The sequence below is a fragment of the Kitasatospora sp. NPDC127067 genome, assembly GCF_042724755.1.
In the GTDB taxonomy this organism is placed as follows: Bacteria; Actinomycetota; Actinomycetes; order Streptomycetales; family Streptomycetaceae; genus Kitasatospora; species Kitasatospora lactacystinica.
The window spans coordinates 205,582-230,687 of sequence record NZ_JBHXEM010000001.1 but is presented as its reverse complement, the minus strand read 5'-3'; the positions used below and the strand labels follow the sequence as shown (position 1 = coordinate 230,687).

The window sequence follows — 25,106 nt, the reverse complement described above, 5'->3', positions numbered from 1 at the left end:
CGAGGACCCTCCATGCGCCTCTACCTGCTCGCGCTCAACCCCACCGACTCGGTCACCTCCGGCTTCCTGCCCGCCGCCGCCCGGCTCGGGCTCGACGTCACCGTCCTGACCGACGGCGCCGAAGCCCACCGGCGGGCCTACGCCGAGCTGTCCTTCCCCGTACCCGAGGTCCTGGAGTGCGACGTCCGCGACTTCCGCGCCGTCATCAGCCTCATCTCCCGCCGCACCGCGGCCGCCCCCGGCCACGCGCCCGAGGCGGTGTTCAGCAACAGCGACCACCTCCAGACCCAGACCGCGCTGGCCGCCGAGTACTTCGGCCTCCCGGCCAAGGACTGGAAGGCCGCGCTGCGAGCCAAGGACAAGGGCCAACTGCGCCGCCACCTCGCACTGACCGGCCTGGACACCGTCCGGTCCGCCGAGCTGGCCCCCGGCCAGGACCCGGCCGAGCTGGACGTGCCGTTCCCCTGCGTGGTCAAGCCCCGCGAGGGGGTCGCCAGCGAGGACGTCACCCTGGTCGCCGACGCCGACGAACTCGTCCGGCGCTGCCGGGAGATCCAGTACCGCAGAGCCGGCGCCACCCTGGTCGTCGAGGAGTTCCTGACCGGGCAGCTGTGCACCCTGGAGACCCTCGGCGACGCCCGGCGACGACACGTCCTCGGCGGCTTCCGCACCCGGGTCTCCCCGCCGCCCGACTTCATCGAGGAGGTGCTCACCTTCGTCCCGGCCCACCCCCAGCCGGTGGTCGACCAGGTGCTCGCCCAACTCGACGGACTGGGCGTCGGTTTCGGCGCCTGCCACACCGAGTTCGTCGTCCAGCCGGACGGCCGAGCCCGCATCATCGAGGTCAACTACCGCGCCATCGGCGACCAGTGCGACCTGATGCTGGCCGAGGTCCTCGGCATACCCCTGTTCGAGCTGATCCTCGGTGTCCACCTGGGCCGCGACCTGCCCGCCGATCTCGCCGAGCAGTGCGCCGCCACGCCCCGCCGGGCCCGCAACGAGGTGGTCTGCGCCGACCGCGCCGGCGTCCTCGCCGCCGCCCCCGGTCCGTACGACGAGGAGCGCGACGGCGTCCGGCTCGCCTATCGCCCGCTGCGCCCGGTCGGCGAGCGCCACGAGCACTACCGCACCAACCGCGACTACCTGGGCGTCGTCTGGACGGTCGGCACCGACCAGGCAGCGGTCGACGCCGCCGCCGCCCGCTTCCTCGCCGCCAACCGCTGGGAGATCACCCCGTGACCGCCGGAGACCGACCCGCCACGGCCCGCGGACACCGGACCGTGGCCGGGGCCCACCCCGCGACTCCCGCCGGACAGCCGTCGACCGCGGCCGGCGAGAAGCCGTGGACCGCGGCCGAACAGCTCACCCTGCGCGTGCTCTCCGCCCTGCTGCGCGAGGACGTCCTCGGCCTGCGCACCCACGGCACCGTCGAGGACCGCGCCGACGGCCCCTGGCTGACCGTTCCCGGGCTGCAACTCACCCTGCCCGTAAGCCCGGAGGGCTTCCAGTGCGAGTACGCGGCCCGGCTGCCGCTGCTGGAGCTGGCCGGCCGGCGGCTCACCGGTCCGGACGCCGTCGTGGCAGGGCTCGCCGAGTCCGCCGACGCCGAGGACCGGCCCGGCTGGGCGGCCTTCGCCGAGGAGTGCCGCCAGACCCTCGCCACCGTGGAGCTGCACGAGCGTGTCCGCCCCGAGGTGCACGACCGGCTCGCCGACCTGTACGGCGCGGACCCGGCCGACTGGACCGGCCTCGCCGCCGCCCTCGGCCACGACACCCTGGCCGCCTACCTCGACCACCCGGTCTACCCCACCGCACGGGGCCGCTCCGGCCTCACCGAATCCCAACTCCGGGCCTATGCGCCCGAGTTCCACTCCCCCTTCGAACTCCGCTGGCTGGCCGTCCCGGCCGGCGCGCTGACCGTCCACGGCGACCGGCCGCTGCCGAGCTGGTGGCCCACCCCGGCCTGGCTCGGCCTCGCCGACCGGTGCCCCGGCGAGGGCTGGGCCACTCTTCCGGTCCACCCCCTCACCGTCGGCGCGCCGCTGGACGAGGCACTGGCCGCCACCGGCCTGGCCGGCCGCGCGGTGCTGGCCGAACGGCCGTACCTGACCGTCGTCCCGACGCTGTCCATGCGCACCGTCGCCGTCGCCGAAGACCCCGCCTGCCACCTCAAGCTCCCGCTGGCCACCGCCACTCTGGGCCGCCTCAACCGCCGCACCATCAAGCCCGGCACGCTGCTCGACGGCGCCGCCGGCCAACGGCTGATCGAGGCCGTCCTGGCGCGCGAGCCGCGCTTCGTCGGCCGCATCCTGCACGCCGACGAGCAGTCCTGGGCACACGCCGGACACGAGCTGCTGGCCGTACTGCTGCGCCGCTACCCGGCCGGGCTGGAGCAGGCGTCGACCGTCCCGCTGGCCGCCCTGCTGGCCCCCGCGCCCGGCGGCCGGCTCGTCGTCGACCACCTCGCGGACCGCTACTACGGCGGTGACGTCCTCGCCTGCTACGACGCCCTGCTGCAGCTGCTGCTCGACTGGCAGGCCGCACTGTTCGGCCACGGCGTGGCCCTGGAGTCGCACCAGCAGAACACCTCCCTGGTGCTCGACCGGGACGGCCTGCGGCTGCTCTACAAGGACGACGACGGACCGCGCGTGCACACCGCTCGGATGACCGCCTCGCTCGCCGAACTCGCACCCGACCAGGCGGAGTTCGACGACGCTCGGATCTTCGGCGAGGACGACCGGCCGCTCGTCGACCTGTTCGCCACCATCACCGGCCATCTGTGCACCGGCGCCCTCGCCTTCGGCCTCGCCGACCACGGAAGGGCCGAACTCGCGGACACCCTGGCACTGTTGAGGAAGCGCACGGCGGAGGCCGTGGAGCGGATCGGGCCGGTCGGCGAACCCCTGCGGGCCGCCCTGCTGGACGCCGAGCGGCTGCCGGTCAAGGCCATGGTCACCGCCGGAACACTGCTCAGCAAGCAGCGCTCGGGGGCCGCCGACATCAACAAGCACTACACCAGCGGGCCCAACTACCTGCGCGAACAGGCCTGCGAACCACCGCAGGACCACCTGAACGAGCACGCGCGGAACCATCCGGACGCTCCTCAGGACACCCGTCCGTACAGTCACCCGGACAGCCACCCGGACAGCCGACCGTACGACGGTCCGCACGACCATCGGCACCCGGACGGGACCCCCCGGTGAGCGTGAAGACCCTGCCGCAGCAGTCGCAGCCATCGGCCGACCGCTCCGGCGGGCTCGCCCGACGCCAGGTGCACGCCGTCGCGACCTGCTACTTCGTCGCCTCCTTCGCCGCGCTCGGCCTGCCGCCCTACCTGACCGCGATCCTGCCCGCCCTCGGCGACCCCCAGGCCCGCTGGGCCGGTGTGCTGTACATCGTCCCGACGGTGTTCAGCGCGCTCGGCGCACCGCTGTGGGGCCGGCTGGCCGACCGCTTCGGGCGCAAGCGACTGCTGCTGCGAGCCCAACTCGGCCTCGCCGTCTCCTTCCTGCTGGCCGGGGCGGCCGACAGCCTGACCGCGTTCACCCTCGCACTGGTCCTCCAGGGCTTCCTCGGCGGCACCTTCGCCGCCACCAACGGCTATCTGGCCGCCGCGCTCGACGGCTCCCGGCTCTCCCGCGCCCTCACCCTGATGCAGGGCAGCGCGCGGGCGGCGCTGGTGGCGGCGCCGATCCTGGTCGGGGCGCTCTCCCCGTGGATCGATCCGCACCGCCAGTACCTCGTGATGGCCGTACTCCCGCTCGCGGCAGCGGTGTTCCTCTCCCTGCTGCCCGAACCGGAGCGCGCCGAGGCCGCGGCGGCCACCGCCGGCCGGCCGGCCGAGCGGGTCGCCACGGTGTCGCTGCTGCCGCTCTACGCCTTCGAGTTCGCCTTCGTCTTCGCGACGGTGATCTCCCTCCCCTACCTGATCGCCCTCGCCGAGCAGAGCCTGCCCGGTGTGGACGGCACCACGACCGGCGTGCTGTTCGCCCTGCCGCACCTGTGCTACCTGGTGTTCGCCTCCCGCACCCACACCGCGTTCCACGCCCGCCCGCACACCGGCATCGCGCTCGGCTTCGGCTTCGTCGCGCTCGGCCTGGCCGGGCACACGGTGGCATACTCGCTGCCCGTGTTCATCGCCGTCCGGCTCCTGCTCGGCGCCGGGCTCACACTCGGGCTGGTCTGCCTCGCCGTACTCGCCGCCGGTGCCGCCCGGGGGCGCCCGCCCGGGCGGATGTTCGGCACTCTCGAACTCGTCTCCAAGGGCGGCGCCGCCGGCGCCGTCGCCGCGCTGGCCAACGGGTGGTTCGGCGCCGCCGCCCCCGTGGTGGCCGGAACCGCCGCCGCCCTGCTGGCCGCCGTCGCGGCCGCCACCCTCAGCCTCCCGTCCCTCCGCCAGCGCTGGAGTCGCCGATGACCCCCGAGCAGTCCGCCCACTCGCCCAGGACCGACGAACCCCGCGACACCACCGGCCGGCCCCGCGACACCACCGGCCGGCCCGGCGGCGGCGACGAACTGCCCACCGCCGACGAGGCGGTGGTCCACACCCTGCTGAACTGCCTGCTGCGCGAGGTCTCCGCGCCCGAGCACCAGACCGCCGCCGACAGCGGCCGCCTGCTGCTGCGGCTGCCGCGCCGAGGCGCTCTGCTGCGGGTCGCCCTGCGCCGCACTTCGCTGCTCGGCGCGCACCGCTTCACCGGGCCGGTCGAGGTCGAACGGGACGGCGACTGGGTCGAGTTGGGCTGGCAGGAGCTGGCCGAGTACGTCCAGCACGAACTGGAGCTGCGCACCGGCACGGTGAACGAGGAGTTCCTCGACCAGGTCGCGTCCAGCCACCAGGGCGTCCGCCAGGGCCTGGACGACCGGCCGGCCCCCGGCGCCGACCGCTACCTGGAGTCCGAGCAGGCACTGCTGTTCGGCCACCGCTTCCACCCGGCCCCCAAGTCCCGATCTGCCGCCCGCGGCGACTGGCGCGGCTACGCCCCTGAGTCCCGCGCCGCCTTCCCGCTGCGCCACCTCGCCGTCCGCGCGGACCTGCTGAACGAGGAGTCGCTGGACGGGAGCGCGACCGCACTGCTGGACGGCCTCGGCGAGGTGCCGGACGGCTACCGGCTGCTGCCCGCGCACCCCTGGCAGTACCAACTCATCGGCGACCACCCCCTGTTGCGCGCCGCCCTGGCCCGGGGCGACATCCTCGACCTGGGCCCGCGCGGCGAGCGCTTCACCGCCACCGCCTCGGTGCGCACCCTGCACGGCGCCGACGCCTTCCTCAAGTTCAGCCTGAACGTCCGCATCACCAACTGCCTGCGCAAGAACGCCGCGTACGAGCTCACCGGCGCCGTCGCGCTCACCCGGCTGCTCGCCCCGGCCCTGGCCGACCTCGCCCGGCGCTTCCCGGCCTCGGGCGTGCTGCGCGAACCGGCCTTCCGCACCCTCGCGCTGCCCGGCACCGACGGCCGGCCCGACCGGGCACTGTACGAGGGCTTCGGCCTGATCGTCCGGGAGGGTTTCGGCGGTGTGCTGCGGCCCGGCGTCACCCCGCTGCTCGCGGCCGCCGTCGCCGACGAGCACCCGACCAGTTCCGCGCACATCTCCCGCCTGCTGGGCGCGAGTCCGGACGGCGCAGCGGCGCTCGACTGGTGGCGCGACTACCTGCGGCTGCTCCTCCCGCCGGTCCTGTCCGCCTACTTCGACCACGGCGTGGTGCTGGAACCGCACCTGCAGAACGTGCTGATCGGCGTGGACCCTTCCGGCCACCCCGTCCAGGTGCTCTTCCGCGATCTGGAGGGCACCAAGCTCGTCCCCGAGCAGAACGCCGACATCCTCGCCGCACTCCCGCCCGAGGTGGCCGGCCCGATGACCTACGACGCGCAACGCGGCTGGGACCGGGTGGTGTACTGCCTGCTGGTCAACCACGTCGCCGAACTGCTCGCCGCGCTCGCCGACCGCCACCCCGAGCTGGAGTGCGCGCTCTGGCAGGCCGTCCGGGACACCCTGGAGGAGTACGCCGCCGCGCACGGCTGCCCGCCCCGGCTGCGCGCTCTGCTCGCCGGTGTGCCACTGCCCGCCAAGGCCAACCTGTTGACCCGCTGGGAGCGCAAGGCCGACCGCGAGGCCGGCTACGTCCGGCTGCCCTCCCCGCTGGCCGGCTCCGTCCTCGCCGGGGCCGCCCGCATGCCCGCCCGCACATCGGACCACGCGTCCGCCCGCCCGCCGGCGCACACGCCCGTCCGCCTACCCGCCGGGAGCACCGCCCGATGACGACCGAGACCGCCCGGCCCGCCGAGGCCGTCCGACCCGCCGAGGCCGTCCGCAGCTTCACCGCCGGCCTCACCCACGACGAACTTCCCTCCTATATCTACGACTTGGCAGCCCTTCGGGAGCACGCCGCCGCCGTCCGGGCCGCGCTGCCCGAGCGGGTCGAGCTGTACTACGCCGCCAAGGCCAACCCGGAGGCACCGCTGCTGACCGCGCTGCGCCCGGTGGTGGACGGCTACGAGGTATCCAGCGGAGGGGAGTTGGCCCACGTCCGGGCCGTCGTACCGGACGCTCCTCTGGCCTTCGGCGGGCCGGGCAAGACTCCGGCCGAGATCACCGCGGCGGTGGACGCCGGGGTGCACCGCTGGCACGTCGAGAGCGAGCAGGAGCTGCACCGGCTGGCCGCCGTCCTCGCGGACCGGCCCGGCGCGGCCGTGGACGTGCTGCTGCGGGTCAACCTCGCGATCGAGACGGCAGCGCTCGACGCGGTGCCGCTCGCGATGGGCGGCCGTCCGACACCGTTCGGGCTGGACCCGGACCGGGCCGAGGAGTGCGTCCGGCTGCTCACCGGCGGCAGTCCGTCGGCGCGCCGGCTGCGGCTGCGCGGCGTGCACGCCCACCTGGCCAGCGGGCTCCCGGCGGCGGAGCAGCTGTCGGTCGCGGCGCGGATCGTCGCCTGGTCGGCCGCACTGGCCGAGCGGCACGGCTTCCCCCTGGCGGAGGTCAACATCGGCGGCGGAATGGCCGTGGACTACACGGACCCCTCCTCCCGCTTCGACTGGACGGCCTTCGGCGAGGGCCTGGCCGAGCTGCTCGACGCCCACCCCGGGCTGACCCTGCGGATCGAGCCCGGTCGGGCGCTGACCGCCTACTGCGGCTGGTACGCGACCGAGGTGCTGGACGTGAAGGCGAGCCACGGCGAGGACTTCGCGGTGGTCCGCGGCGGCACCCACCATCTGCGCACGCCCGCGACCCGGGGGCACTCCCAGCCCTTCGCGGTGCTCCCGGTGGACGCCTGGCCGCACCCCTGGCCGCGCCCGGCCGTCACCGGCGGCCGCGCCACCCTGGCCGGACAGCTCTGCACCCCGAAGGACGTCCTCGCCCACGCGGCCGAGGGCGCGGACGGCTTGCGAACGGGCGACCGCGTGCTGTTCGCGATGGCGGGCGCGTACGCGTGGAACATCTCGCACCACGAGTTCCTGATGCACCCTCGCCCGGGCTTCCACTACCTGGGCGGCGATGGACCGGGCCCGGCGGAGGGGTGACGGAGGACGAAGGACGGGCGACGGGTGACGGGTGACGGGTGACGGGTGACGGCAGCCGACGGGTGACAGCCGACAACTGACAGCTGACAGCTTTCGAAATCTGTCAGCTGTCAGTTGTCAGTCGTGAGCTGTCGACCGTCGCCTCCCGGCCGTCGCCTCCCGGCCGTCGACTGCCGGCCGGCGGCCGTCCCACCGCCCCCGGTCCGCCGCCGCCCCGTTCCTCCACTCGTGGGAGAGTGGTATGCAGCGAAGGGAGCGCGAACGTGCTGATGGACAAGGTGGCGGAGATACTCGCCGAGGCGTCGGCCGAGGCGGTGGAGCCGCGCTTCCGGGCGCTGGCCGCCGGCGAGGTGATGGAGAAGGCCCCCGGCGAGGTCGTGACGGTTGCCGACCGCGAGGCCGAGACGATCATCGCCCGCCGACTGCACGAGCTGCTGCCCGTCCCCGTGGTCGGCGAGGAGGCGGTCTCCGCCGACCCGTCGCTCGCCCTGGCCCTTCGCGACGAGCCCGCCGCCTGGCTGGTCGACCCGGTGGACGGCACGGCCAACTTCGTCGCCGGTAGACCCGAGTACGCCGTGATGTGCTCCCTGGTCCGCTCCGGCCGGACCGTCGCCTCCTGGATCTGGCAGCCCTCCACCGCCACCGCCTACTGCGCCGAACTGGGCTCCGGCGCCTGGCGCGACGGCGAGCGCCTGACCCGTCCACCGGCACCCCGGGACGTCGCGAAGCTGCGCGGCTCGGTGAAGAGCCGCTACCTCGACGCCGAGCACCGCCGCCGGCTCCAGGACAACATCGCGTCCTTCGGCGAGATCTCCCCCGGCCGCCACGCCGCCGGGATCGAGTACCCGGACGTCGTCGAGGGCCGCTTCGACTTCATCCTCTACTGGCGCACCCTTCCCTGGGACCACGCCCCCGGCTCGCTCCTGGTCACCGAGGCCGGCGGCGTCTCCGCCCGCCCGGACGGCACCCCGTACCGCCCGGAGGCCCCCGGCTGCGAGGACGGTCTCCTGGTCGCCGCCGACCCCGACACCTGGGAGCTCACCCGGTCGATCCTCCTGGGCGGCTGATCCCGAGGCCCAGCCCGCCCGGAACCCCGGGCCCTGCCCACCCGGAAGCCCGGTCCGACCGGAAGGCCGACCCACCCGGGGGCGCCCGGCCCGCCCAGAGCCGTCCGCCCTACCGCGCCCGTCCGCGCTACCCCGCCCGCTCGCCCGCCACCTTGCGCCCGGCGCCCACCACCTCGCGCAGCAGCGCGCCGACCTCCCCCACCGTGGCGTGGGGGTTCAGCAGCGTGAGCTTCAGCCGGACCCGGCCCGGGCCGTCGCCCGGGAGTTCGGTGCGGCCGACCACCGCCCGGCCGGTGCGCAGCAGCAGGCGCCGCAGCCGGCCGTTCACCTCGTCCAACGCCGCCTCGTCCGTCACCCCGGGCGGCCGGTAGCGGAAGAGGATGACGGTGAGCACGGGCTCGGCGTGGAGTTCGAGCGCCGGGTCGGCGCGCACGGCGTCGGCGGCGGTGCGGGCGAGGTCGTGGCAGGCGTCGACCAGTCGGCCCAGTCCGTCGCGACCGAGGGTGCGCAGGGTGACGGCGAGCTTGAAGGCGTCGGCCCGGCGGGTGGTGCGCAGCGAGCGGCCGAGCAGACTGGGGTACCCGGCCTGCTCGTCGTCGACCGGGTTGAGGTACTCGGCGCGGCGGGCGAGCGAGACGTACGTCTCCGCGCGGCGGACCAGGAAGACCCCGGCCGCGGCCGGCTGCCAGCCGAGCTTGTGCCAGTCGAGCGAGACCGAGTCGGCGCGGGCGATGCCGTCGAGCAGCGGGGCGAGCCGGTCGGAGAGCAGCGCGCCGCCGCCGTACGCGGCGTCCACGTGCAGCCAGGCACCGTAGCGGCCGGCGAGGTCGGCGGCGGCGGACAACGGGTCGACGGCTCCGGTGTCGGTGGTGCCGGCGGTGGCGACCACGGCGATCGGGGTCCGGCCGGCCCAACTGGCCTCGGCCATCGCCCGTTCCAGTTCGTCCTCCCGCATCCGCAGCCCGCGGTCGACCGGGACGGGGATGACGGCCCGCTCGCCGAGGCCGAGCAGGGCGGCGGCGCGCTGGACGGAGAAGTGCGCGGCCTCGGAGGCGAGGATGCACGGCCGGACTCCGGCCGGGATACCGTCCAGCTCCACGATGCCGTCGAGCTTCTGGTCGCGCGCCAGCATGAGCCCCATGAGGTTGGACTCGGTGCCGCCGGAGGTGAAGACGCCGGCGGCGCGCGCCGGGTCGTAGCCGACCAGTCCGGCGATCTCGGCGAGCAGTGCGCTCTCCAGGGCGGTGGCGGCGGGGGCCTGGTCCCAGGAGTCCTGGGAGGGGTTGAGGGCGCTGACCGCGAGGTCCGCCGCGGCGGCGACGGCGAGCGGCGGGCAGTGCAGGTGCGCGGCGCAGGCCGGGTCGGCGGGGTCGGCGGCGCCGTAGGCGAGCAGTTCGGTGAGCCGGGCGAGAGCGCCCGGTCCGTCGTCGCTGGCCAGCGCGTCGTCGACGAGTGCGGCGATCTCGGCCGGACTGCCGGCCGGCAGCGGTCCGGAGCGCATGGCGGTGCCCGTCTCCAGGGAGTCGAGGACGGTGGCCAGCAGCGGTCCGAGCGCGCCCGGCCCCGCGGCGCCGCCCGCCAGGGCGTCCGTCGCGACGCCGTCCCCGGGAAGCCCGACGGGGTCGGTTCCTGGGTCGATGCCGGGGTCGGTGCCGGGGTCCGGCCCGGGGCCGCTCACCGCCGACCCCGAGCCGCCGGCGCGCCCGCGGACGCACCTGCCACCGCCTGCCCCGACCCGCTCGGCGACCCGCCCGCCGACCCGTTCGCCGACCCGTTCGCCGATCCGACCGGCCGCCCGGTCGTGGAGGCCGCCGCGATCGCCTCCGCCAGCCGCTCCAGGACCGCCGCCACCTGCTCGTCCGTGATGGTGAGCGGCGGAAGCAGTCGCAGCACCGCGTCGTGGCGTCCGCCGAGCTCGACGATCAGACCCCGCGCCAGGCAGGCCTCCCGGACCCGCACCGCGAGTGCCGGGTCGGCCGGCCGGGCGCCGCAGGCGTCGGGCTCGGCCGCCGGGTCGACCAGTTCGACTCCGAGCATCAGCCCCCGGCCGCGCACGTCGCCGATCACCGGCAGTTCGACGGCGAGTTCGCACAGCCGGGCCGTCATCCGCTCGCCGACGGCGGCGGCCCGCTCGGCCAGCCCGTTCGCCGCGACGTGGCGCAGCGTCGCGGCCCCGGCGGCCATGGCGAGGGTGTTGCCGCGGAAGGTGCCGGTGTGGGCGCCGGGCCGCCAGCCGTCGTAGTCCTCGCGGTAGACGACGACGGCGAGCGGCAGGCTGCCGCCGATGGCCTTGGAGAGGACCATGGCGTCCGGGACGATGCCGCTGTGCTCGATCGCCCACATCGCGCCGGTGCGGCCGACTCCGGTCTGCACCTCGTCGACGATCAGCGGGATGCCGCGCTCGGCGGTGATCCGGCGCATCTCGCGCAGCCAGCCGTCGGGCGCGGGGACGACCCCGCCCTCGCCCTGGACGGCCTCCAGGATCATCGCGGCCGGCGCGACCACGCCGCCCGAGGGGTCGTCCAGCAGCCGCTCCACGTAGGTCGCGGCGAGGTCGGCGCCCGCGTCGCCGCCGACCCCGAACGGGCAGCGGTAGCCGTAGGGGAAGGGCAGCCGGGCGACTTCGCCGCCGCTCGGCAGCGGCTCCTTGACGGCGACGTTGCCGGTGAGCGCCAGGGCGCCGGCGGTCATGCCGTGGTACGCGCCGGTGAAGGCGAGCGCGCCGGAGCGGCCGGTGGCGGTCTGCGTCAGTTTGAGGGCGGCCTCGACGGCGTCCGTCCCGGCCGGTCCGCAGAAGTGCACCCGGGCGCGGGCGGCGAACTCCGCGGGCAGGCTCTCGAACAGCGCGCTGGTGAAGTCGTCCTTCTCCGCGGTGGCGAGGTCGAGCAGGTGCAGCGGGGCACCGCTGTCGAGGGTGCGGCGAATCGCCTCCAGCACCACCGGGTGGTTGTGCCCGAGGGCGAGCGTGCCGGCGCCGGAGAGGCAGTCGAGGTAGCGCCTCCCGTCGGCGCCCTCGACGGTCATGCCGTGGGCGCGGACCGGGACGATCGGGAAGGAGCGGGCGTACGTTCTGGCGGCGGACTCGCGGACGCGCTGACGGCGCAGGATGGCTTCACCGGCGGCCGGGGCTCCGGAGGCGGCCTGGACGGGTACGGCAGCGAGTGACACGAGAAACCCCCAGGGGAAGTTAGGTTAGCCTAACTTTACTTCCCTTGACCTGGAGGAACGCCCCGGGGCCTCCGGAACCACCCGAGTGAGTGAACCTCCCCCGGTTCATCCAACGAGCATCGCGTGGAAGGGTCACGGCCCGGGGCCGGGCCCTCGCCGACCGTCCGCCCCCGACCGCCGACCCGTGCCGCCTCACCCCCGGCGGCCGTCAGGCCCGCCCCCTCCAGCGGTAGCAGAGCTCCGGCCGCCCGACACTCCCGTACTGGGGCTCCCGCACCGCGCACCCGGTCTCCACCAGGTGCTCCAGGTAGCGCCGCGCGGTGATCCGCGAGACCCCGGCGGCGGCGCCCGCGGCCGCGGCCGACAGCCCGGCGGCCGCCTCGCGCAGCACCGAGGCGACGGTGTCCAGGGTGGGCGCGCTCAGCCCCTTGGGCAGGGTGCTGCGCTCCGGCGTGCGGAGCAGGGCGAACGCCTGGTCGACCTCCTCCTGCCCGGTCGCCTCGCCGGTGCGCCCGAGGCTGTCGCGGTAGCGGGCGTAGCGCTCCAGGCGGTCGTGCAGGGCGGCCGCGCTGAACGGTTTCAGCAGGTACTGCACGACACCCGCGGAGACCGCCTGCCGGACCATGGCGAGGTCGCGGGCCGAGGTCACCGCAATGACGTCGGTGCTGTGACCGGCCGCGCGCAGCGTGCGGCAGAGCTGGAGCCCGTGGCCGTCCGGGAGGTAGAGGTCGAGCAGGGTGAGGTCGACGGGCGTGCCGGCGGCGCGGGCCCGGTCCAGGAAGCGCAGCGCGTCGGCGCAGCTGTGGACGGTCCCCGCGGCGTGGAAGCCGGGCTCGCGCCGGACGTACAGGGTGTGCGCGGCGGCGGCCACCGGGTCGTCCTCGACCACCAGGACCGAGATGCCCGCCGCGGCGGGGGTGTCGGCGGTACCGGTCACACCAGCGCCCCTTCCTGCTCCCGGCCGGGGGACTCCCCCGGCCGTCGGGTGGACTCCCCCTGGTCGCCGACGGCCTCTCCCGGCCGTCCGGCCAGCGGCAGTCGCACCGTGAGCACGGCACCTCGCTCCCGCCCGACCTCGACGGTGCCGCCGTTGCGCCGGGCGGTCTGGGCGACCAGCGCCAGCCCGAGCCCGTGCCCGCGGCCGTCCTGCTTGGTGCTCCAGCCGCGCCGGAAGACGTCCTCGACCGCGCCCGGGTCGATGCCCGCACCGGTGTCGGCGACCCGCAGCAGCAGGAAGTCACCGGCCACCGCCGCCGCGCCATCGCCGCTGACGCCACTGCCGTCCCCGCCCCCGCTCCCGCTCCCGGTCCCGGTCCCGTTGCCATGGACGCTGCGGCCCGGCTCTCCGCAGTCCCGGCCGCGGGCGACCCGCGCCGTGACGGTGACCTCCGGCGGGACGGGGCTCTCGGCCGCACCGGCGATGGCGGCGTCCACGGCATTGTCGATCAGGTTGCCGAGCACGGTGATCAGGTCCCGTGCGGGGAGCCCGGGCGGCAGCACTCCGTCGTCGATCCGGCTGTCCTCGGTGAGGGTCAACTCCACTCCTCGTTCGGCGGCCTGCGCCGCCTTGCCGAGCAGCAGGGCGGCCAGGACCGGTTCGCTCACCGCCGCGACCACCCGGTCAGTGAGCTGCTGGGCGAGTTCGAGCTCGGCGGTGGCGAACTCCACCGCCTGTTCGTGGCGGCCGAGTTCGATCAGCGAGACCACCGCGTGCAGGCGGTTGGCGGCCTCGTGCGCCTGCGCACCGAGCGCCTCGGTGAAATCGCGAACCGAGTCCAACTCACCGCTGAGCGCCTGGAGTTCGGTGTGGTCCCGGAGGGTGACCACCCGGCCGAGCCCGGTACCGGTGCCGATGGTGGAGGTGTTCAGCACCACGACCCGCTCGGCGGTCAGGTGCACCTCGTCCCGGACCGGCTCCTCCCCCAGCACGGCCGCCACCAGCGCCTCCGGAAGCCCCAGCTCCGCCACCGGACGGCCGTCCAATTCGCCTGCCAGGCCGAGCAGTTCCCGGGCCGCGTCGTTGCACAGCACCACCCGGTGCGAGCGGTCCAGCAGCACCAGTCCCTCGCGCACCGCGTGCAGGGTGGCCTGGTGGTACTCGTAGAGGTGGCTCAGCTCGTCCGGCCCCATCCCGTGGGTGTGCCGCCGCAGTCGGGAGTTGGCGAGATAGGTGCCGACTCCACCGACCGCGAGCGCGGCCACCGCCACGCCGACCAGGGCGAGCAGCGGGCCGCTCAGCTGCGCGGAGATCGACTCCACCGTGAGACCCGCGCTGACCAGCGCGACCACCCGGTGCCGGTCGTCCCACACCGGGGCGACCACCCGCACGGACGGGCCGAGCGTGCCGGTGTACGTCTCACTGCGGGTCTGCCCGGCGAGCGCCCAGTCGATGTGCCCGAGGTAGGTCCGCCCGATCTGCTCTGGCAGCGGGTGGGTCCAGCGCACGCCGTCGGTGTCCATGACGGTGATGAAGGAGACCCCGGTGTCCGCCCGCACCTGCTCCACGTACGGCTGGAGCACCGAGGTCGGGTCCGGACCGGTGACCGCGGCCCGGACGGACGGCGAGTCCGCGACGGCATGCGCGACCGCGGTGACCTGGCGGCGGGCGGCGTCCTCGGCGCGATCGGCGGTGAAGAGGTACGCGAGCACCGCGCCACCGGCGACCACGGCGGCGACGATCACCACCTGGACGACGAACAGCTGCCCGGCCAGACTGCGGACCAGGCGCCGGGGCAGGCGTCGGACCAGGCATCGGACCAGGCTCCGGGACAGCCCGCGGGGCAGCCGGCGGGACAGCCGGCGGGCCGGATGCCGGGGTGGACCCGGAGGCAGCCGCCGGGCTCCGCGGCCCGTCGGCCGGTGCGAGCGGCGGCGCGGGGCGGTGGGGGCGGTGCGCTCGGACATGCCTGCCAGTGTGCACCACGCCCCCGGACACCCCGGGGCCCCGCCCGGCCCGCACCGTTCGCGGGCCCGCCGTCCGGGCCCTCCGCCGCATTCGTGAACTCTATGAACGCAAACGTGACCTCCGTCACTTCGGGGCCCATAGTCGGAGCGGCCCATCCCCCCGGGGCCACCAGGACTGCACGGCAAAGGAGCCGCAGATGTCGATCGCTGGAGCCGCCCCGGCGGCGGGACCCAGACGCAAGGACCGGACCCACTACCTCTACATCGCGGTGATCGCCGCGGTGGTCGCGGGCGTCGTGGTCGGTCTGGCCGCTCCCGGGTTCGCCGTGGAGCTGAAGCCGGTCGGCACGGGCTTCGTCAACCTGATCAAGATGATGATCAGCCCGGTGATCTTCTGCACCATCGTCCTGGGCATCGGCTCGGTGACCAAGGCCGCGAAGGTCGGCAAGGTCGGCGGCCTCGCCATCGGCTACTTCCTCACCATGTCGACCGTCGCGCTGGCCATCGGCATGGTCGTCGGCAACCTCCTGGAGCCCGGCGGCGGCCTGCACCTGACCGCCGCGCTCGCCAAGTCCGGCCACGCCCAGGCGGCCGCCGGCGGCGCCCAGTCGACCACCGACTTCCTGCTCGGGATGATCCCCGAGACCCTGTTCTCCGCCCTCACCCAGGGCAAGGTGCTCCAGACCCTGCTGGTCGCCCTGTTCACCGGCTTCGCGCTCCAGGCGATGGGCGCGGCCGGCGCGCCGGTGCTGCGCGGGATCGAGCACGTACAGCGCCTGGTCTTCCGGGTCATGTCGATGATCATGTGGGTCGCGCCGATCGGCGCCTTCGGGGCGATGGCCGCCGTCGTCGGCGCCACCGGCACCGCCGCGCTGAAGAGCCTGGCCGTCATCATGATCGGCTTCTACGTCACCTGCGTGCTGTTCGTCGTCGTGGTGCTGGGCACACTGCTGCGCCTGGTCGCCGGGGTCAATGTCTTCGCGCTGCTGAAGTACCTCGGCCGCGAGTTCCTGCTGATCCTCTCCACCTCCTCGTCCGAGAGCGCGCTGCCCCGCCTGATCGCCAAGATGGAGCACCTGGGCGTCAGCCGCCCCGTCGTCGGCATCACCGTGCCGACCGGCTACAGCTTCAACCTCGACGGCACCGCCATCTACCTGACCATGGCCTCGATCTTCATCTCCGAGGCGATGGACAAGCCGATGTCGCTCGGCGAGCAGCTCTCACTGCTGGTCTTCATGGTGATCGCGAGCAAGGGCGCGGCCGGGGTCACCGGCGCCGGACTGGCCACCCTCGCGGGCGGACTCCAGTCGCACAAGCCCGCGCTGGTGGACGGCGTGGGACTGATCGTCGGCATCGACCGCTTCATGTCGGAGGCCCGCGCGCTCACCAACTTCGCGGGCAACGCCGTCGCGACCGTGCTCATCGGACACTGGACCGGCGAGCTCGACGCCGAACGTGCCCGGCGGGTGCTGGCCGGCGAGCTGCCGTTCGACGAGCTGACGCTGGTCGACGCCCACGCCCACGGTGCGCCCGCCGGGCCCGCCGGCGCGGCGGACGGCTCCACGACCGACGCCCCCGAGGACGTCCCCGCCCAGGGAACCGGCCACGGAACCCCGCAGGGAACCCCTCAGGGGACCTCGCCCGTCGGCGTCTGAGCCCGGCGGCACCCCCGCACTCCCTGGTCCGGCGCCTCCCACCAACCCCCGGAATCGGCGCCGGACCAGGGTTTCGTCTTTCCGCCCGGCTTCCGTCCGGCTTTCTGTCCGGTGGCTGTCCGGTGGCTGTCCGGCCTTCGGCCCGGTTTTCCGTCCGACGGCTGTCCAGCAGCAGTCCGGTGGCAGTCCGGCCGGCGCGTCACAACTCCTGCGAGCCGCTGACCACCCAGGCCACCCCACTGGCCGGGTCCTCCAGCGCGATGTGCAGATGGTGCAGTCCGGCCGACGGTTCCTGCCAGGTGAAGCAGCGCATCCGGGCCACCAGCGCGTTCACTTCGTCCCGGTCCGTCCCGCCCGCACGATCCGCGCCGTCCGTCCCGCCCGCACCGTCCGTACTGCCCGCACCGCCCTGACCGCCCTGACCGCCCTGACCGTCCGCCCCGGCCATCGCCGCCAGCGCCCGCCACAGCCCCAGCCTCCCGTGCGCACAGCCCCGCGACCGCCCCACGGCTGCGGCCCGCACCAGCGCCGGGTAGGCGAGCGCGAACGGCAGATAGCCTCCGACCACCCGCCGGTCGCGGGCCAGCAGGGCGGCCGCCGCCGGGGCCTGGCCGCGGACGCAGGCCGTCTGCGCCCACGGCGCGAGCGCGCCCAGCCCGGCCAGCGCCCGGGCGACCCGTGGTCCGGCCGGTCGGCCACCCGGCTGCGCCACCGGGGGCAGTTCCACCTCGCCCAGGCCCTCCCGGCTGGCCGGCAGGGTCAGCAGCGCACTGCGCGCGCCCCCGCCGGGCAGGTACTCCCGCACCCGGGCCGTCTCGCCCCAGCCCGCCGCCTCCCACGGCTCCAGACGCAGTGGCACGCCCTCCGGATCGGGCTCGGCCGCGTGCGAGAGGTCCTCGCCGAGCAGCGCCCGGGTGTGTGCGACCAGCCGTCGCACCGGGGCCGGACCTAGCAGCGGGGCCAGCCGCAGCCAGGAGTGCCTGGTCGCCAGCACCTCCCAGAGCGGACCGGCGTCATGATCGGCCACCCCGGCGGCCGTCCCCGCGCCACCCTCCCGGTCGAACAGCCGGACGGCCAGCTCGGGCGGCGCCGCGTAGGCGATCAGATGGCCGAGCGGAGCCGTCAGCGCCGCCGCGGCCTCCTCCCCCGCCTCCGCCACGGCAGCCGCGCGGCCCTGCCGGTAGGCGGCGAGCAGCTCGGGCCAGCGGCCGTCCTCGGCCAGTGCGCGCAGGCCGCCGTCCTCGTACGTGATCACGATTCGCAGGGTACGGGCCGGGGCAGCGCCCGAGCCGACTTGCCGACGGTTCGGTGCGTCGGGGTGGCGCGGCGATCACCCGCCCGCCGCCGCGCCCTCAGCTCCGCTCCCGCTCCCGCGCGTGTTCCCGATCGTGCTCCCGACCACGCTCCCCGTCACACCCCCCGTCACGCTCGCGCTCCCGCTGGACGACGGCGCGCAGCCGACCGTGGGCGCGGCGCCGGGTGACCGCCAGCGTGCTGCGGTGCAGCCCGAGCAGCTCGGCGGCCTCGTCGACGCTGTAGCCGTCGAGGTCGACCAGCACCACCGCACGGGCCTGCTTGACGGTCAGGAAGCCGAGCAGCCGCATCACCTCCCACCGCGCCTGCAACTCGGCCATCCCACCGGCCCGGAGGTCGGGCAGCCCCCGGTCCCGCTCGCCGATGTCGCCCGTCTCCGGCACCTCGGGCATCGACACCCGCCGGCGCTCCCGGCGCCACTGGTCGCGCAGGATGTTCACCATCGTGGTGAACGCGTAGGCGTACGGCTGCGGATGGCCGAGGAAGCGCTCCGGCCGACGGGCGATCCTGAGGTACGCGTCGTGGACGACGTCCCCCGCACCGGCCGGACCGCCGGCGAGCGTGGCCGCCGCCTGCTGGAGTCTGGGCAGCAGATCCGTGAACACCTGGTTGAATTCGGCCGATTGACCGCCGCTCCCGTTGGGACCGAAGTCCCTTTCCCGTCCGCCGCCGCCCTCATTCCGACCGCTGCAATCCGCCATGCCGCTCTCCCCGGAAATCGGCACTCCGAGAACCCGGTCAGTCCTGGCCGCAGGAACCATGAGCCAACCGGATTACTTGTGACACAGGTCACATCATAGTTCGTCGTCTCACTGTGCGCAGTCATTCGTGTGCAACACGTCACCAGTCGTACGGGAGGCGGGAATTCACCTCCGCTCGGACCGCGCGATCCGCGTTCGGACCGTGCGGACATCCCGACGGCCGGGACACCCGCCCGACGAGAACCCCTCAGCAAGGAGAACCACCGTGCGAGGCTGCATCGCCAGGAAGATCGCCACGTTCGGGCTGGCCGCCACTGCCGCCCTCGGCGCACTCGGGGCCACCGCCCTGCCGGCCGCCGCGGCGACGGCCGGGACCCGCTCCGTCACCCCCGGGGCCGCCGAGGCCTGGAACACCATCACGTCCGAGGCCTACCACTGCGTCATCACCGGCAACTACGGCTGGCGCTGGGAGGGCTACTGCAACGTCTACTCCGGGCGACTGCGCACCATCACCTACTGCGCCGACGGCTCGCACACCACCGGCCTGTGGATCGGCGCGCGACCGGAGGCCTGGGCGGTCTGGGGCAAGTGTCCCGGGTCCACCTGGACGCGGATCGTGTTCCAGTGGCACAGCTGAGGCACGGTTGAACCGCTGACAGAACCGGCGGTCGACGGCTGACAGATGACGGCTGACAGATTTCGAAAGTTGTCATCTGTCATCTGTCAGCCGTCATTTGTCCGTCGCCCGCCCGCTGCACCTCCGCCGCCACCGTCTCAGCCCACCGGCGAGGCGTCCGCGAGCAGCCGGGCGGCGTGCACCCGGCCCGCGTGCTCGACCAGGTTGATCAGCACCTCCTTGCCCGAGGCCCGGCGGCGAGCGTCGCACAGCAGCACGGGCGTCCCGGCATCCAGGTCCAACGCGCGGGCGACGTCCTCCGGGCCGAACTCCCGCGTCCCGGCGAAACGATTCACCGCGACCACGAACGGGATGCCCCGGTGCTCGAAGAAGTCGACGGCCGGGAAGCAGTCGGTCAGCCGGCGGGTGTCGGCGAGCACCACCGCGCCGAGCGCCCCCTGGGCCAACTCGTCCCAGAGGAACCAGAACCGGTCCTGCCCGGGGGTGCCGAAGAGGTAGACCGCCAGCCCCTCACGGATGGTGATCCGCCCGAAGTCCATCGCCACCGTGGTGGTGGTCTTCCGCTCCACACCGTCCAGGTCGTCCACCTCGCGCCCGGCCTCCGTCAGCCGCTCCTCGGTGCGCAGCGGCCGGATCTCGCTGACCGCGCCGACCAGCGTCGTCTTGCCGACCCCGAAGCCGCCCGCCACCAGGATCTTGAGCGCGAGCACGGTGCCGTCGGGATCCTCGGCGTCGAACGGGTCCGACCCGCCGTACGGATCGGACAGGCCGAGGGGGTCGGACGGTACGCGCGGTGCGGACGGTACACGCGGTGCGGACGGCACGCACGGGGCGGACGGTACGCGCGGTGCGGACGATGCGGACGGGTGGTCAGAGTGCGCGGAGTCCACGGATGACCTCCTGGAGGATGCGCTCGTCGGGGAGCAGGGCGGGCGGGACGGGACGGCGGACCCGGATGAGCCCGGCCGTCAGCAGATCGCCGAGCAGCACCCGCACGACACCCACCGGCAGGTCGAGGTCGGCGGCCAGCTCGGCCACGGACAGCGGGGTGCCCCGGCACAGCGCCAGGATGTGCGCCTGTTCCGGGCCGACCGGCGGCTCGGGCACGCCGGGCAGGAGCGTCGGGTCGGGCGGCTCGGTGACCACCACGGCGATCAGGTCGAACTGCTGCTCCCCGGCCCCGGTGCGCCCCCGGGTCATCGCGTACGGGCGGACCATCGGCCCGGCCTCGTCGTCGTACCAGCGCGCCCGGTGGGCGGCAGCGAGCGGGTTGCGGGGCTGCCCGTCGGGGTCGGCCCTCGGGTGCTCCGGATGTCGCCCCCGGTACGGGCGGGGCACCGGATTCACCGGCCGCCCACCGCCCGCGGCGGGGCGCCCAGATGCTCCCCGACCCGGCGGACCAGCCTGGCCATCTCGTAGGCGATCAGGCCGAGGTCGGCCCGGGAGGTGGCGAACACGGCGAGGCAGGTGCCCTCCCCGGCCGCCGCGACCAGCAGGTAGCCGCCCTCCAACTCGACCATGGTCTGGCGGACTTCGCCCGCACCGAAGTGCCGGCCGGCTCCCTTGGCCAGGCTGTGGAATCCGGAGGCGACTGCCGCCAGGTGCTCGCCGTCCTCCCGCGCCAGTCCGGCCGAGGTGCCCATGGCCAGGCCGTCGGCGGAGAGCATCACGGCGAAGCGGAGCTCGGGGGCGCGCTGGACCAGCTCGTCCAGGAGCCAGTTCAGCGCTCCCGCGCGGTGGGTGGTGGCGATCACGGACGCTCTCCTTCGGATCGGGACGGGGATTGGGGGTGGTGCGCCCGCGGCGGCTGCGGAGGGTCGGCGGACTGCCCGTCCCGCCGGCCTTCCGGGTGCAGACCGCGCGCCCATCCGTTCTGGAACGCGGACATCGCCGCCCGCGCCTCCTCGGGACTGCGGCCCGCCGCACCGAAACCGTCGCCGGAACCCGGCCCGGCGGAGGCGAAGGCGGAGGACGAGGCAGCCGTACGGCGCCTGTGCGCAGGCGGCCGGGCCGGGGCCTCGCGCAGCTGCGGTGCGAGGCTCGCCTGGCGGGTCCGGCGCGGCAACTCCTCCGGCCCCTGCCCGAATTGGTGACCGCCCGAACGGACACCGTCCGAGCCGGAACCGTCCGTGGCCGGTCCGGGTACCGGCTCCGCGAGGGAGCCCTGACCGTACGGCTCCGCGCCGTACGGCTGCGGCGGCCCGGACTGCGGACGGGCGGCCACACCCGCGCGCCCGTCCGCAGCCGGACCGGCCTCCCGGGCACCGGAGGCCCGGAAGGGGGTGCGGCGCACCGGCCCGGGGGCACTGCCCCGGACACCGAACGGCAGCAGCGCCCCACCCTCCGGCGGCGGCCCACCCGCCGCCGGAAGCCCGTCATCCGTCCCGCCCTGCGGGTGTTCCCGGTGCCCCGGGTCATCCCGGCGCCCGGGGTGCCCCGGGTGTCCCGAGACACCGGTCGGGAGACCCGGCGAGCCACCGCCCGGGCCACCGCCCGGACCGCCCGCCGGCCGCTCCGCGTGGCCGTGCTCCGGGGTGAACTCCCGCTCCGGGACAGCGCGGTGATCCGCCCGATCGGCGAACACCGGCTCCACCGGCCCCGGGCCGACCGCCGCGGCACCCGACGCGGCGATCGGGGCGGCATCAGACGCCACCGCGCCACCCGACGCCGTGCCGCCCGATGCCGCCGCCGAGGGCAGCGGAGGCGCGACCGGCTCGAAGCCGTACCGCACGTCCTCGGCCCCCACTGCCGCCGCCTCGTCGGCCAGCAGCGCGGTCGACAGCAGGACCACCGCCGTGGTGCCGCCGTACGCGGAGGTGACCAGCGAGACCTTGACGTCCTGCCGCCGGGCGAGCCGGCTGACCACGAACAGGCCGAGCCGGTCGCTGTCGAAGAGGTCGGTCTGCTCGGCGGCGGCGATCCGGCGGTTGGCCGCCGCCAGCACCTCCGGGCCCATGCCGAGGCCGCGGTCCTCGATCTCCAGCGCGAAGCCGTTGCCGACCCGTTCGCCCCGGATGTGCACCCGGGTGTGCGGCGGCGAGAACCCGGTGGCGTTCTCGACCAGTTCGGCCACCAGGTGGGTGAGGTCGGCGACGGCGTGGCCGACCACCGCGGCGCGCGGCAGCGGGTGGACCTCGACCCGGGCGTACTCCTCGACCTCCGAGACGGCCGCGCGCACGACGTCCACCAGGGGGACGGGACGGCGCCAGCCCCGACCGGGGGCGGCCCCGGAGAGGATGATCAGGCCCTCGGCGTGGCGGCGCATCCGGGTGGTGAGGTGGTCCAGCCGGAACAGGTCGGCGAGCTCGGACGGGTCCTCGGTGCGGCGCTCCATCGCGTCCAGCAGGGTGAGTTGGCGGTGCACCAGGACCTGGCTGCGGCGCGCGAGGTTGACGAACACCCCGGAGACTCCGGAGAGCACCTCGGCCCGCTCGACCGCCGCCGTGACCGCCGCCCGCTGGACGGTCCCCAGCGCCCGGTGCACCTGGCCGATCTCGTCGCCCCGCCCCACCGGTCGGGGCGCCTCGGCCTCGATGTCCACCTCCTCACCCGCACGCAACTTCCGCATGGTCGCGGGGAGTTTGCGGCCGGCCAGCTCAAGTGCCGAGTTGCGCAGGCCGATCAGCTCGGTGACCAGCCCGCGCCCGATCTGCACCGAGATCACCAGCGAGGCCACCACGCCGACCAGACCGAGCAGCACAGCCATCCCGGCCGGAGTGAACAGGCCCAGCGCGTACGGGTCCTGTCGCTCGGCGGCGAGCCTTCCGGCCCGGTCCTCGACGCCCCGCAGGGCGCCGGCCACGTTGCCCGCGACCATCGCCCAGCGGTCGGCCGGCACCGCCGCGACCGCCGCCCGACCGTCGGCGGCCGTCCGCACCCTGTCCTCGTACCCGGCCAGCTCGCGGTGGTCCTGGCCCCCGGTGACGGCGAGCAGCTCCGCCCGGTCGACGGAGCGCAGGTCGGCGGCGGCGCCCCGCTCGAACTCGCGCCGGGCGAAGGCCGCGCCGGAGAACTCCCGCAACTGGTCGTCGCCGAGCCCGCCCGACAGCTGGGCGGCGCGCAGCAACGCGTCCTCGCGGGAGAGCAGTTCACGGGACCGGGCCAGCTCCAGCAGCACCCGCGCGTCGGCGGCCGCCTGACGCTCCTGGAAGGGAGCGACGGCGCCGGCGGCGGCGAGCGCCCGGTCCACCGCCTCGCCGTACGCCGCGTACGCCTCGGGCCAGCCGACGCTCCTGGCCAGGACCCGGTCGCGCAGTGCGGGCAGGGCCGCGAGCGAACCGCCGAGGGCGTCCAGCCGGGCGGCCGCCTCATCGCCCAGGCCCTGGGCGTCGGCGCGGTTGTAGCCCCGGTCGGGTCGGCGGGGGTCCGGGAAGAGCGGGGCGAGCGCCCGGTCGGTGGCCGCCGCCGCCTCGCGCAGGGCGCTCTCCCGGGCGGCGGAGGGGGCGGTCGCCGGGGTCGCCGCCGGGGCTGCCGGGGCTGCCGGGGCCGCTGGGGCCGCCAACAGCTGGCCGACGGCGATGCGTTCGGCCTGCAGCCCGGCGACCGTCTCCGCGACCGGCGTGAGCAACGTGCGCTGGGCGTCGCGCTGGCGCATCAGGCCCCAGACGCCCTGGGCGGTGGTGACGGTGGCGAACCCCCACAGGGCGATGACGGAGACGACCGGGACCATCAGCAGGGCGATGATCCGGGCGCGAACGGTCCGGGGGCGCAGCCCGCGCAACCACGGGCCGGGGCGCGGCGGACGGGCGGGCGGCCCGGCATGGGCACCCCGGCGGGTACCGGGGGCGGTACCGCGGTCTTCTCGCATGGGTGAGGAGCCTTTCGGGCGGGGAGGGCGGAGGCCGGGTGGGCGGAGGCCGGGTGGGCGGAGGCCGGGTGGGCGGAGGCTGCGGGGCCGGACCGGGAGCGAGCGGGCGGTGCGAGGGCGCGAAGGTGCGAGGGCGCGGCTCAGGCTGCGCGGTCGTGCCGGTCGGCGTCGCGCCGCCCGTCCGCCGCCGGGGCGGGCTCGTGCCACGCGCGCTCGGGGTGCGGGGGCGCGGCGGGGACCTCCTCCACGGCCAGTTCGCCCGCCTCCCGGTAGCCGGCCCGCTCCTGGGCGGTCGGTGAGAGTGCCACGAAGGCCGAGGCGAGGAAGAGGAACGAGCCGAGGCCGACGGCGAGCGGGAAGACGAACTCCATCGGGCTGACCCCGCCGAGAACGGTCCTGGTCGGCTCCAGCCGGACGTGGACGGCGGCCATGCCGGTGTAGTGCATGCAGCTGACGGCGAGGCCCATGGCCATCGCGGCGGCCGCGGCCGTGTACACGTTGCGGATGGTGACGGCGGCCCAGAGCGCGGCGGTCGCGGCGCCGACCGCGATCAGCACGGACAACGCGACCGTCCCGGCGTCGTAGTGCAGGCCCCCGTGCATCCGCAGGGCGGCCATGCCCAGGTAGTGCATCGCGGCGACGCCGAGACCGGTGGTGACGCCGCCGGAGAGCAGGGAGAGGCCGCGGTGCCGGCCGTAGCAGACCACGGTCAGGCCGAGGCCGGTGACCAGCACCGCGACCACGAGGCTGAGGACGGTCAGCGGCACGTTGTAGCGCAGCTCGGTGCCGTCGACGGTGAAGCCGAACATGGCGACGAAGTGCATGGTCCAGATGCCGGAGCCGATCGCGGCGGCGGCCGTGATCAGCCAGTTCCGCCGGGCCGGACCACTCGCGGCCAGTCCCCGCAGCGTGCAGCGCAGGCCGAGGGCGGCGCCGGTGCAGGCCATCAGGTACGAGAGGGCGGGGGTCAGCCAGCCGAGGCTGAGGTGGTTGAGAGTGCCCATGGGACCTCCGGTCGACCGGTCGGGCCCGGGGCGGTACGCGGTGCGCCCGGGCGCCCCGGGCCGGGCGGACTGCACACGAATGGCATATGCCAACCGCATGTGCGCTTCCGGCCTGGGGTGCGTGGGACGCTACCGAGGGGCCGGAATCGGTCAGACAAAGATCTGAAAAGCTGCCCGCAGGGAGCGGTTGATGTGTTCCGATGGCCCTGTCGTCTACCCAGAGGGCGGCCAGCGCGGCGGACGGCGTGCGGGAAGCTGCGCACAAGCGACAGCGGACAGATGACAGAGTTTGAAATCTGTCATCTGTCCGCTGAACTCTGTCGGCT

General features: G+C 75.1%; 19 protein-coding genes. 8 read left to right on the top strand and 11 right to left on the bottom strand.

Annotated elements, in window-relative coordinates; all coding sequences use genetic code 11:
- The first annotated feature begins 12 nt into the window (after window positions 1-12).
- From ACFWJ4_RS00980 to ACFWJ4_RS00955, 6 genes are all read left to right on the top strand, one after another.
- Window positions 13-1,239: an acetyl-CoA carboxylase biotin carboxylase subunit family protein gene (locus ACFWJ4_RS00980; protein ID WP_380538007.1), complete on the top strand. Its 1,227-nt coding sequence runs from the start codon at window positions 13-15 to the stop codon at window positions 1,237-1,239.
- Entirely contained in the window at window positions 1,236-3,203 is a 1,968-nt protein-coding gene (locus tag ACFWJ4_RS00975) for an IucA/IucC family protein (protein ID WP_380538005.1), read from the top strand. The genes ACFWJ4_RS00980 and ACFWJ4_RS00975 overlap by 4 nt, the downstream gene beginning before the upstream one ends.
- A 2-nt stretch (window positions 3,204-3,205) precedes the next feature.
- Window positions 3,206-4,417 (top strand): MFS transporter, encoded by a 1,212-nt coding sequence (locus ACFWJ4_RS00970; RefSeq protein WP_380538096.1) that lies wholly within the window; start codon window positions 3,206-3,208, stop codon window positions 4,415-4,417.
- Complete coding sequence (locus ACFWJ4_RS00965) at window positions 4,414-6,261, top strand: IucA/IucC family protein (protein WP_380538003.1); 1,848 nt, start codon at window positions 4,414-4,416, stop codon at window positions 6,259-6,261. Before ACFWJ4_RS00970 ends, ACFWJ4_RS00965 begins: the two co-directional genes overlap by 4 nt.
- Window positions 6,258-7,523, top strand: coding sequence for a type III PLP-dependent enzyme (locus ACFWJ4_RS00960; protein WP_380538001.1), 1,266 nt, complete (start codon window positions 6,258-6,260; stop codon window positions 7,521-7,523). The genes ACFWJ4_RS00965 and ACFWJ4_RS00960 overlap by 4 nt, the downstream gene beginning before the upstream one ends.
- A gap of 269 nt (window positions 7,524-7,792) precedes the next feature.
- Window positions 7,793-8,590 carry an inositol monophosphatase family protein gene (locus ACFWJ4_RS00955; RefSeq protein ID WP_380538094.1) on the top strand — a complete coding sequence of 266 codons (798 nt, stop codon included), beginning with the start codon at window positions 7,793-7,795 and terminating at the stop codon, window positions 8,588-8,590.
- A gap of 127 nt (window positions 8,591-8,717) precedes the next feature.
- Here ACFWJ4_RS00955 and ACFWJ4_RS00950 read toward each other — a convergent pair whose 3' ends face one another.
- The 4 genes from ACFWJ4_RS00950 to ACFWJ4_RS00935 form a co-directional block, all read right to left on the bottom strand.
- The gene (locus ACFWJ4_RS00950; protein WP_380538092.1) at window positions 8,718-10,229 is read right to left on the bottom strand and encodes a pyridoxal phosphate-dependent decarboxylase family protein; all 1,512 of its coding nucleotides are present in this window, start codon (window positions 10,227-10,229) and stop codon (window positions 8,718-8,720) included.
- 35 nt (window positions 10,230-10,264) lie between these two features.
- Window positions 10,265-11,758, bottom strand: a complete 1,494-nt coding sequence (locus ACFWJ4_RS00945; protein WP_380537999.1) for a diaminobutyrate--2-oxoglutarate transaminase — start codon at window positions 11,756-11,758, stop codon at window positions 10,265-10,267.
- Between the two features lie 208 nt (window positions 11,759-11,966).
- Entirely contained in the window at window positions 11,967-12,695 is a 729-nt protein-coding gene (locus tag ACFWJ4_RS00940; protein WP_380537997.1) for a response regulator, read from the bottom strand.
- On the bottom strand, window positions 12,692-14,662 hold the full coding sequence (locus ACFWJ4_RS00935) for an ATP-binding protein (RefSeq protein ID WP_380537995.1): 1,971 nt from the start codon (window positions 14,660-14,662) through the stop codon (window positions 12,692-12,694). The genes ACFWJ4_RS00940 and ACFWJ4_RS00935 overlap by 4 nt, the downstream gene beginning before the upstream one ends.
- Before the next feature lie 197 nt (window positions 14,663-14,859).
- Between ACFWJ4_RS00935 and ACFWJ4_RS00930 the strand changes: the two genes are divergently transcribed.
- On the top strand, window positions 14,860-16,317 hold the full coding sequence (locus ACFWJ4_RS00930; protein WP_380537993.1) for a cation:dicarboxylate symporter family transporter: 1,458 nt from the start codon (window positions 14,860-14,862) through the stop codon (window positions 16,315-16,317).
- A 199-nt stretch (window positions 16,318-16,516) separates the two neighbouring features.
- Here the strand turns inward: ACFWJ4_RS00930 and ACFWJ4_RS00925 are convergent, their stop codons facing one another.
- Together ACFWJ4_RS00925 and ACFWJ4_RS00920 are read right to left on the bottom strand one after the other, a co-directional pair.
- Window positions 16,517-17,572: a hypothetical protein gene (locus ACFWJ4_RS00925; RefSeq protein WP_380537991.1), complete on the bottom strand. Its 1,056-nt coding sequence runs from the start codon at window positions 17,570-17,572 to the stop codon at window positions 16,517-16,519.
- A gap of 97 nt (window positions 17,573-17,669) precedes the next feature.
- Entirely contained in the window at window positions 17,670-18,236 is a 567-nt protein-coding gene (locus ACFWJ4_RS00920; RefSeq protein ID WP_380537989.1) for an RNA polymerase sigma factor, read from the bottom strand.
- Between the two features lie 361 nt (window positions 18,237-18,597).
- Here ACFWJ4_RS00920 and ACFWJ4_RS00915 point away from each other — a divergent pair, with 361 nt between their 5' ends.
- On the top strand, window positions 18,598-18,969 hold the full coding sequence (locus ACFWJ4_RS00915) for a hypothetical protein (protein WP_359898613.1): 372 nt from the start codon (window positions 18,598-18,600) through the stop codon (window positions 18,967-18,969).
- Window positions 18,970-19,106: 137 nt separating this feature from the next.
- Here the strand turns inward: ACFWJ4_RS00915 and ACFWJ4_RS00910 are convergent, their stop codons facing one another.
- The 5 genes from ACFWJ4_RS00910 to ACFWJ4_RS00890 form a co-directional block, all read right to left on the bottom strand.
- Window positions 19,107-19,736, bottom strand: coding sequence for an ATP/GTP-binding protein (locus ACFWJ4_RS00910; protein WP_380538090.1), 630 nt, complete (start codon window positions 19,734-19,736; stop codon window positions 19,107-19,109).
- 103 nt (window positions 19,737-19,839) lie between these two features.
- Window positions 19,840-20,187, bottom strand: a complete 348-nt coding sequence (locus ACFWJ4_RS00905; protein WP_359898661.1) for a DUF742 domain-containing protein — start codon at window positions 20,185-20,187, stop codon at window positions 19,840-19,842.
- 125 nt (window positions 20,188-20,312) lie between these two features.
- Window positions 20,313-20,723 carry a roadblock/LC7 domain-containing protein gene (locus ACFWJ4_RS00900; RefSeq protein WP_359898615.1) on the bottom strand — a complete coding sequence of 137 codons (411 nt, stop codon included), beginning with the start codon at window positions 20,721-20,723 and terminating at the stop codon, window positions 20,313-20,315.
- Window positions 20,720-23,776, bottom strand: a complete 3,057-nt coding sequence (locus tag ACFWJ4_RS00895; RefSeq protein ID WP_380537987.1) for a nitrate- and nitrite sensing domain-containing protein — start codon at window positions 23,774-23,776, stop codon at window positions 20,720-20,722. The genes ACFWJ4_RS00900 and ACFWJ4_RS00895 overlap by 4 nt, the downstream gene beginning before the upstream one ends.
- 140 nt (window positions 23,777-23,916) lie before the next feature.
- A complete protein-coding gene (locus ACFWJ4_RS00890) occupies window positions 23,917-24,780 on the bottom strand; it encodes an MHYT domain-containing protein (protein ID WP_380537985.1) in 864 nt (287 codons plus the stop codon).
- Window positions 24,781-25,106 lie beyond the last annotated feature (326 nt).

What these genes read in the sequence shown, in the direction of transcription:
- ACFWJ4_RS00980 (WP_380538007.1), top strand. Translation starts at nt 13, where the DNA reads ATGCGCCTCTACCTGCTCGCGCTCAACCCCACCGACTCGGTCACCTCC.
- ACFWJ4_RS00965 (WP_380538003.1), top strand. Translation starts at nt 4,414, where the DNA reads ATGACCCCCGAGCAGTCCGCCCACTCGCCCAGGACCGACGAACCCCGC.
- ACFWJ4_RS00960 (WP_380538001.1), top strand. Translation starts at nt 6,258, where the DNA reads ATGACGACCGAGACCGCCCGGCCCGCCGAGGCCGTCCGACCCGCCGAG.
- ACFWJ4_RS00955 (WP_380538094.1), top strand. Translation starts at nt 7,793, where the DNA reads ATGGACAAGGTGGCGGAGATACTCGCCGAGGCGTCGGCCGAGGCGGTG.
- ACFWJ4_RS00935 (WP_380537995.1), bottom strand. Translation starts at nt 14,662, where the DNA reads ATGTCCGAGCGCACCGCCCCCACCGCCCCGCGCCGCCGCTCGCACCGG.
- ACFWJ4_RS00930 (WP_380537993.1), top strand. Translation starts at nt 14,860, where the DNA reads ATGTCGATCGCTGGAGCCGCCCCGGCGGCGGGACCCAGACGCAAGGAC.
- ACFWJ4_RS00905 (WP_359898661.1), bottom strand. Translation starts at nt 20,187, where the DNA reads ATGGTCCGCCCGTACGCGATGACCCGGGGGCGCACCGGGGCCGGGGAG.
- ACFWJ4_RS00895 (WP_380537987.1), bottom strand. Translation starts at nt 23,776, where the DNA reads ATGCGAGAAGACCGCGGTACCGCCCCCGGTACCCGCCGGGGTGCCCAT.
- ACFWJ4_RS00890 (WP_380537985.1), bottom strand. Translation starts at nt 24,780, where the DNA reads ATGGGCACTCTCAACCACCTCAGCCTCGGCTGGCTGACCCCCGCCCTC.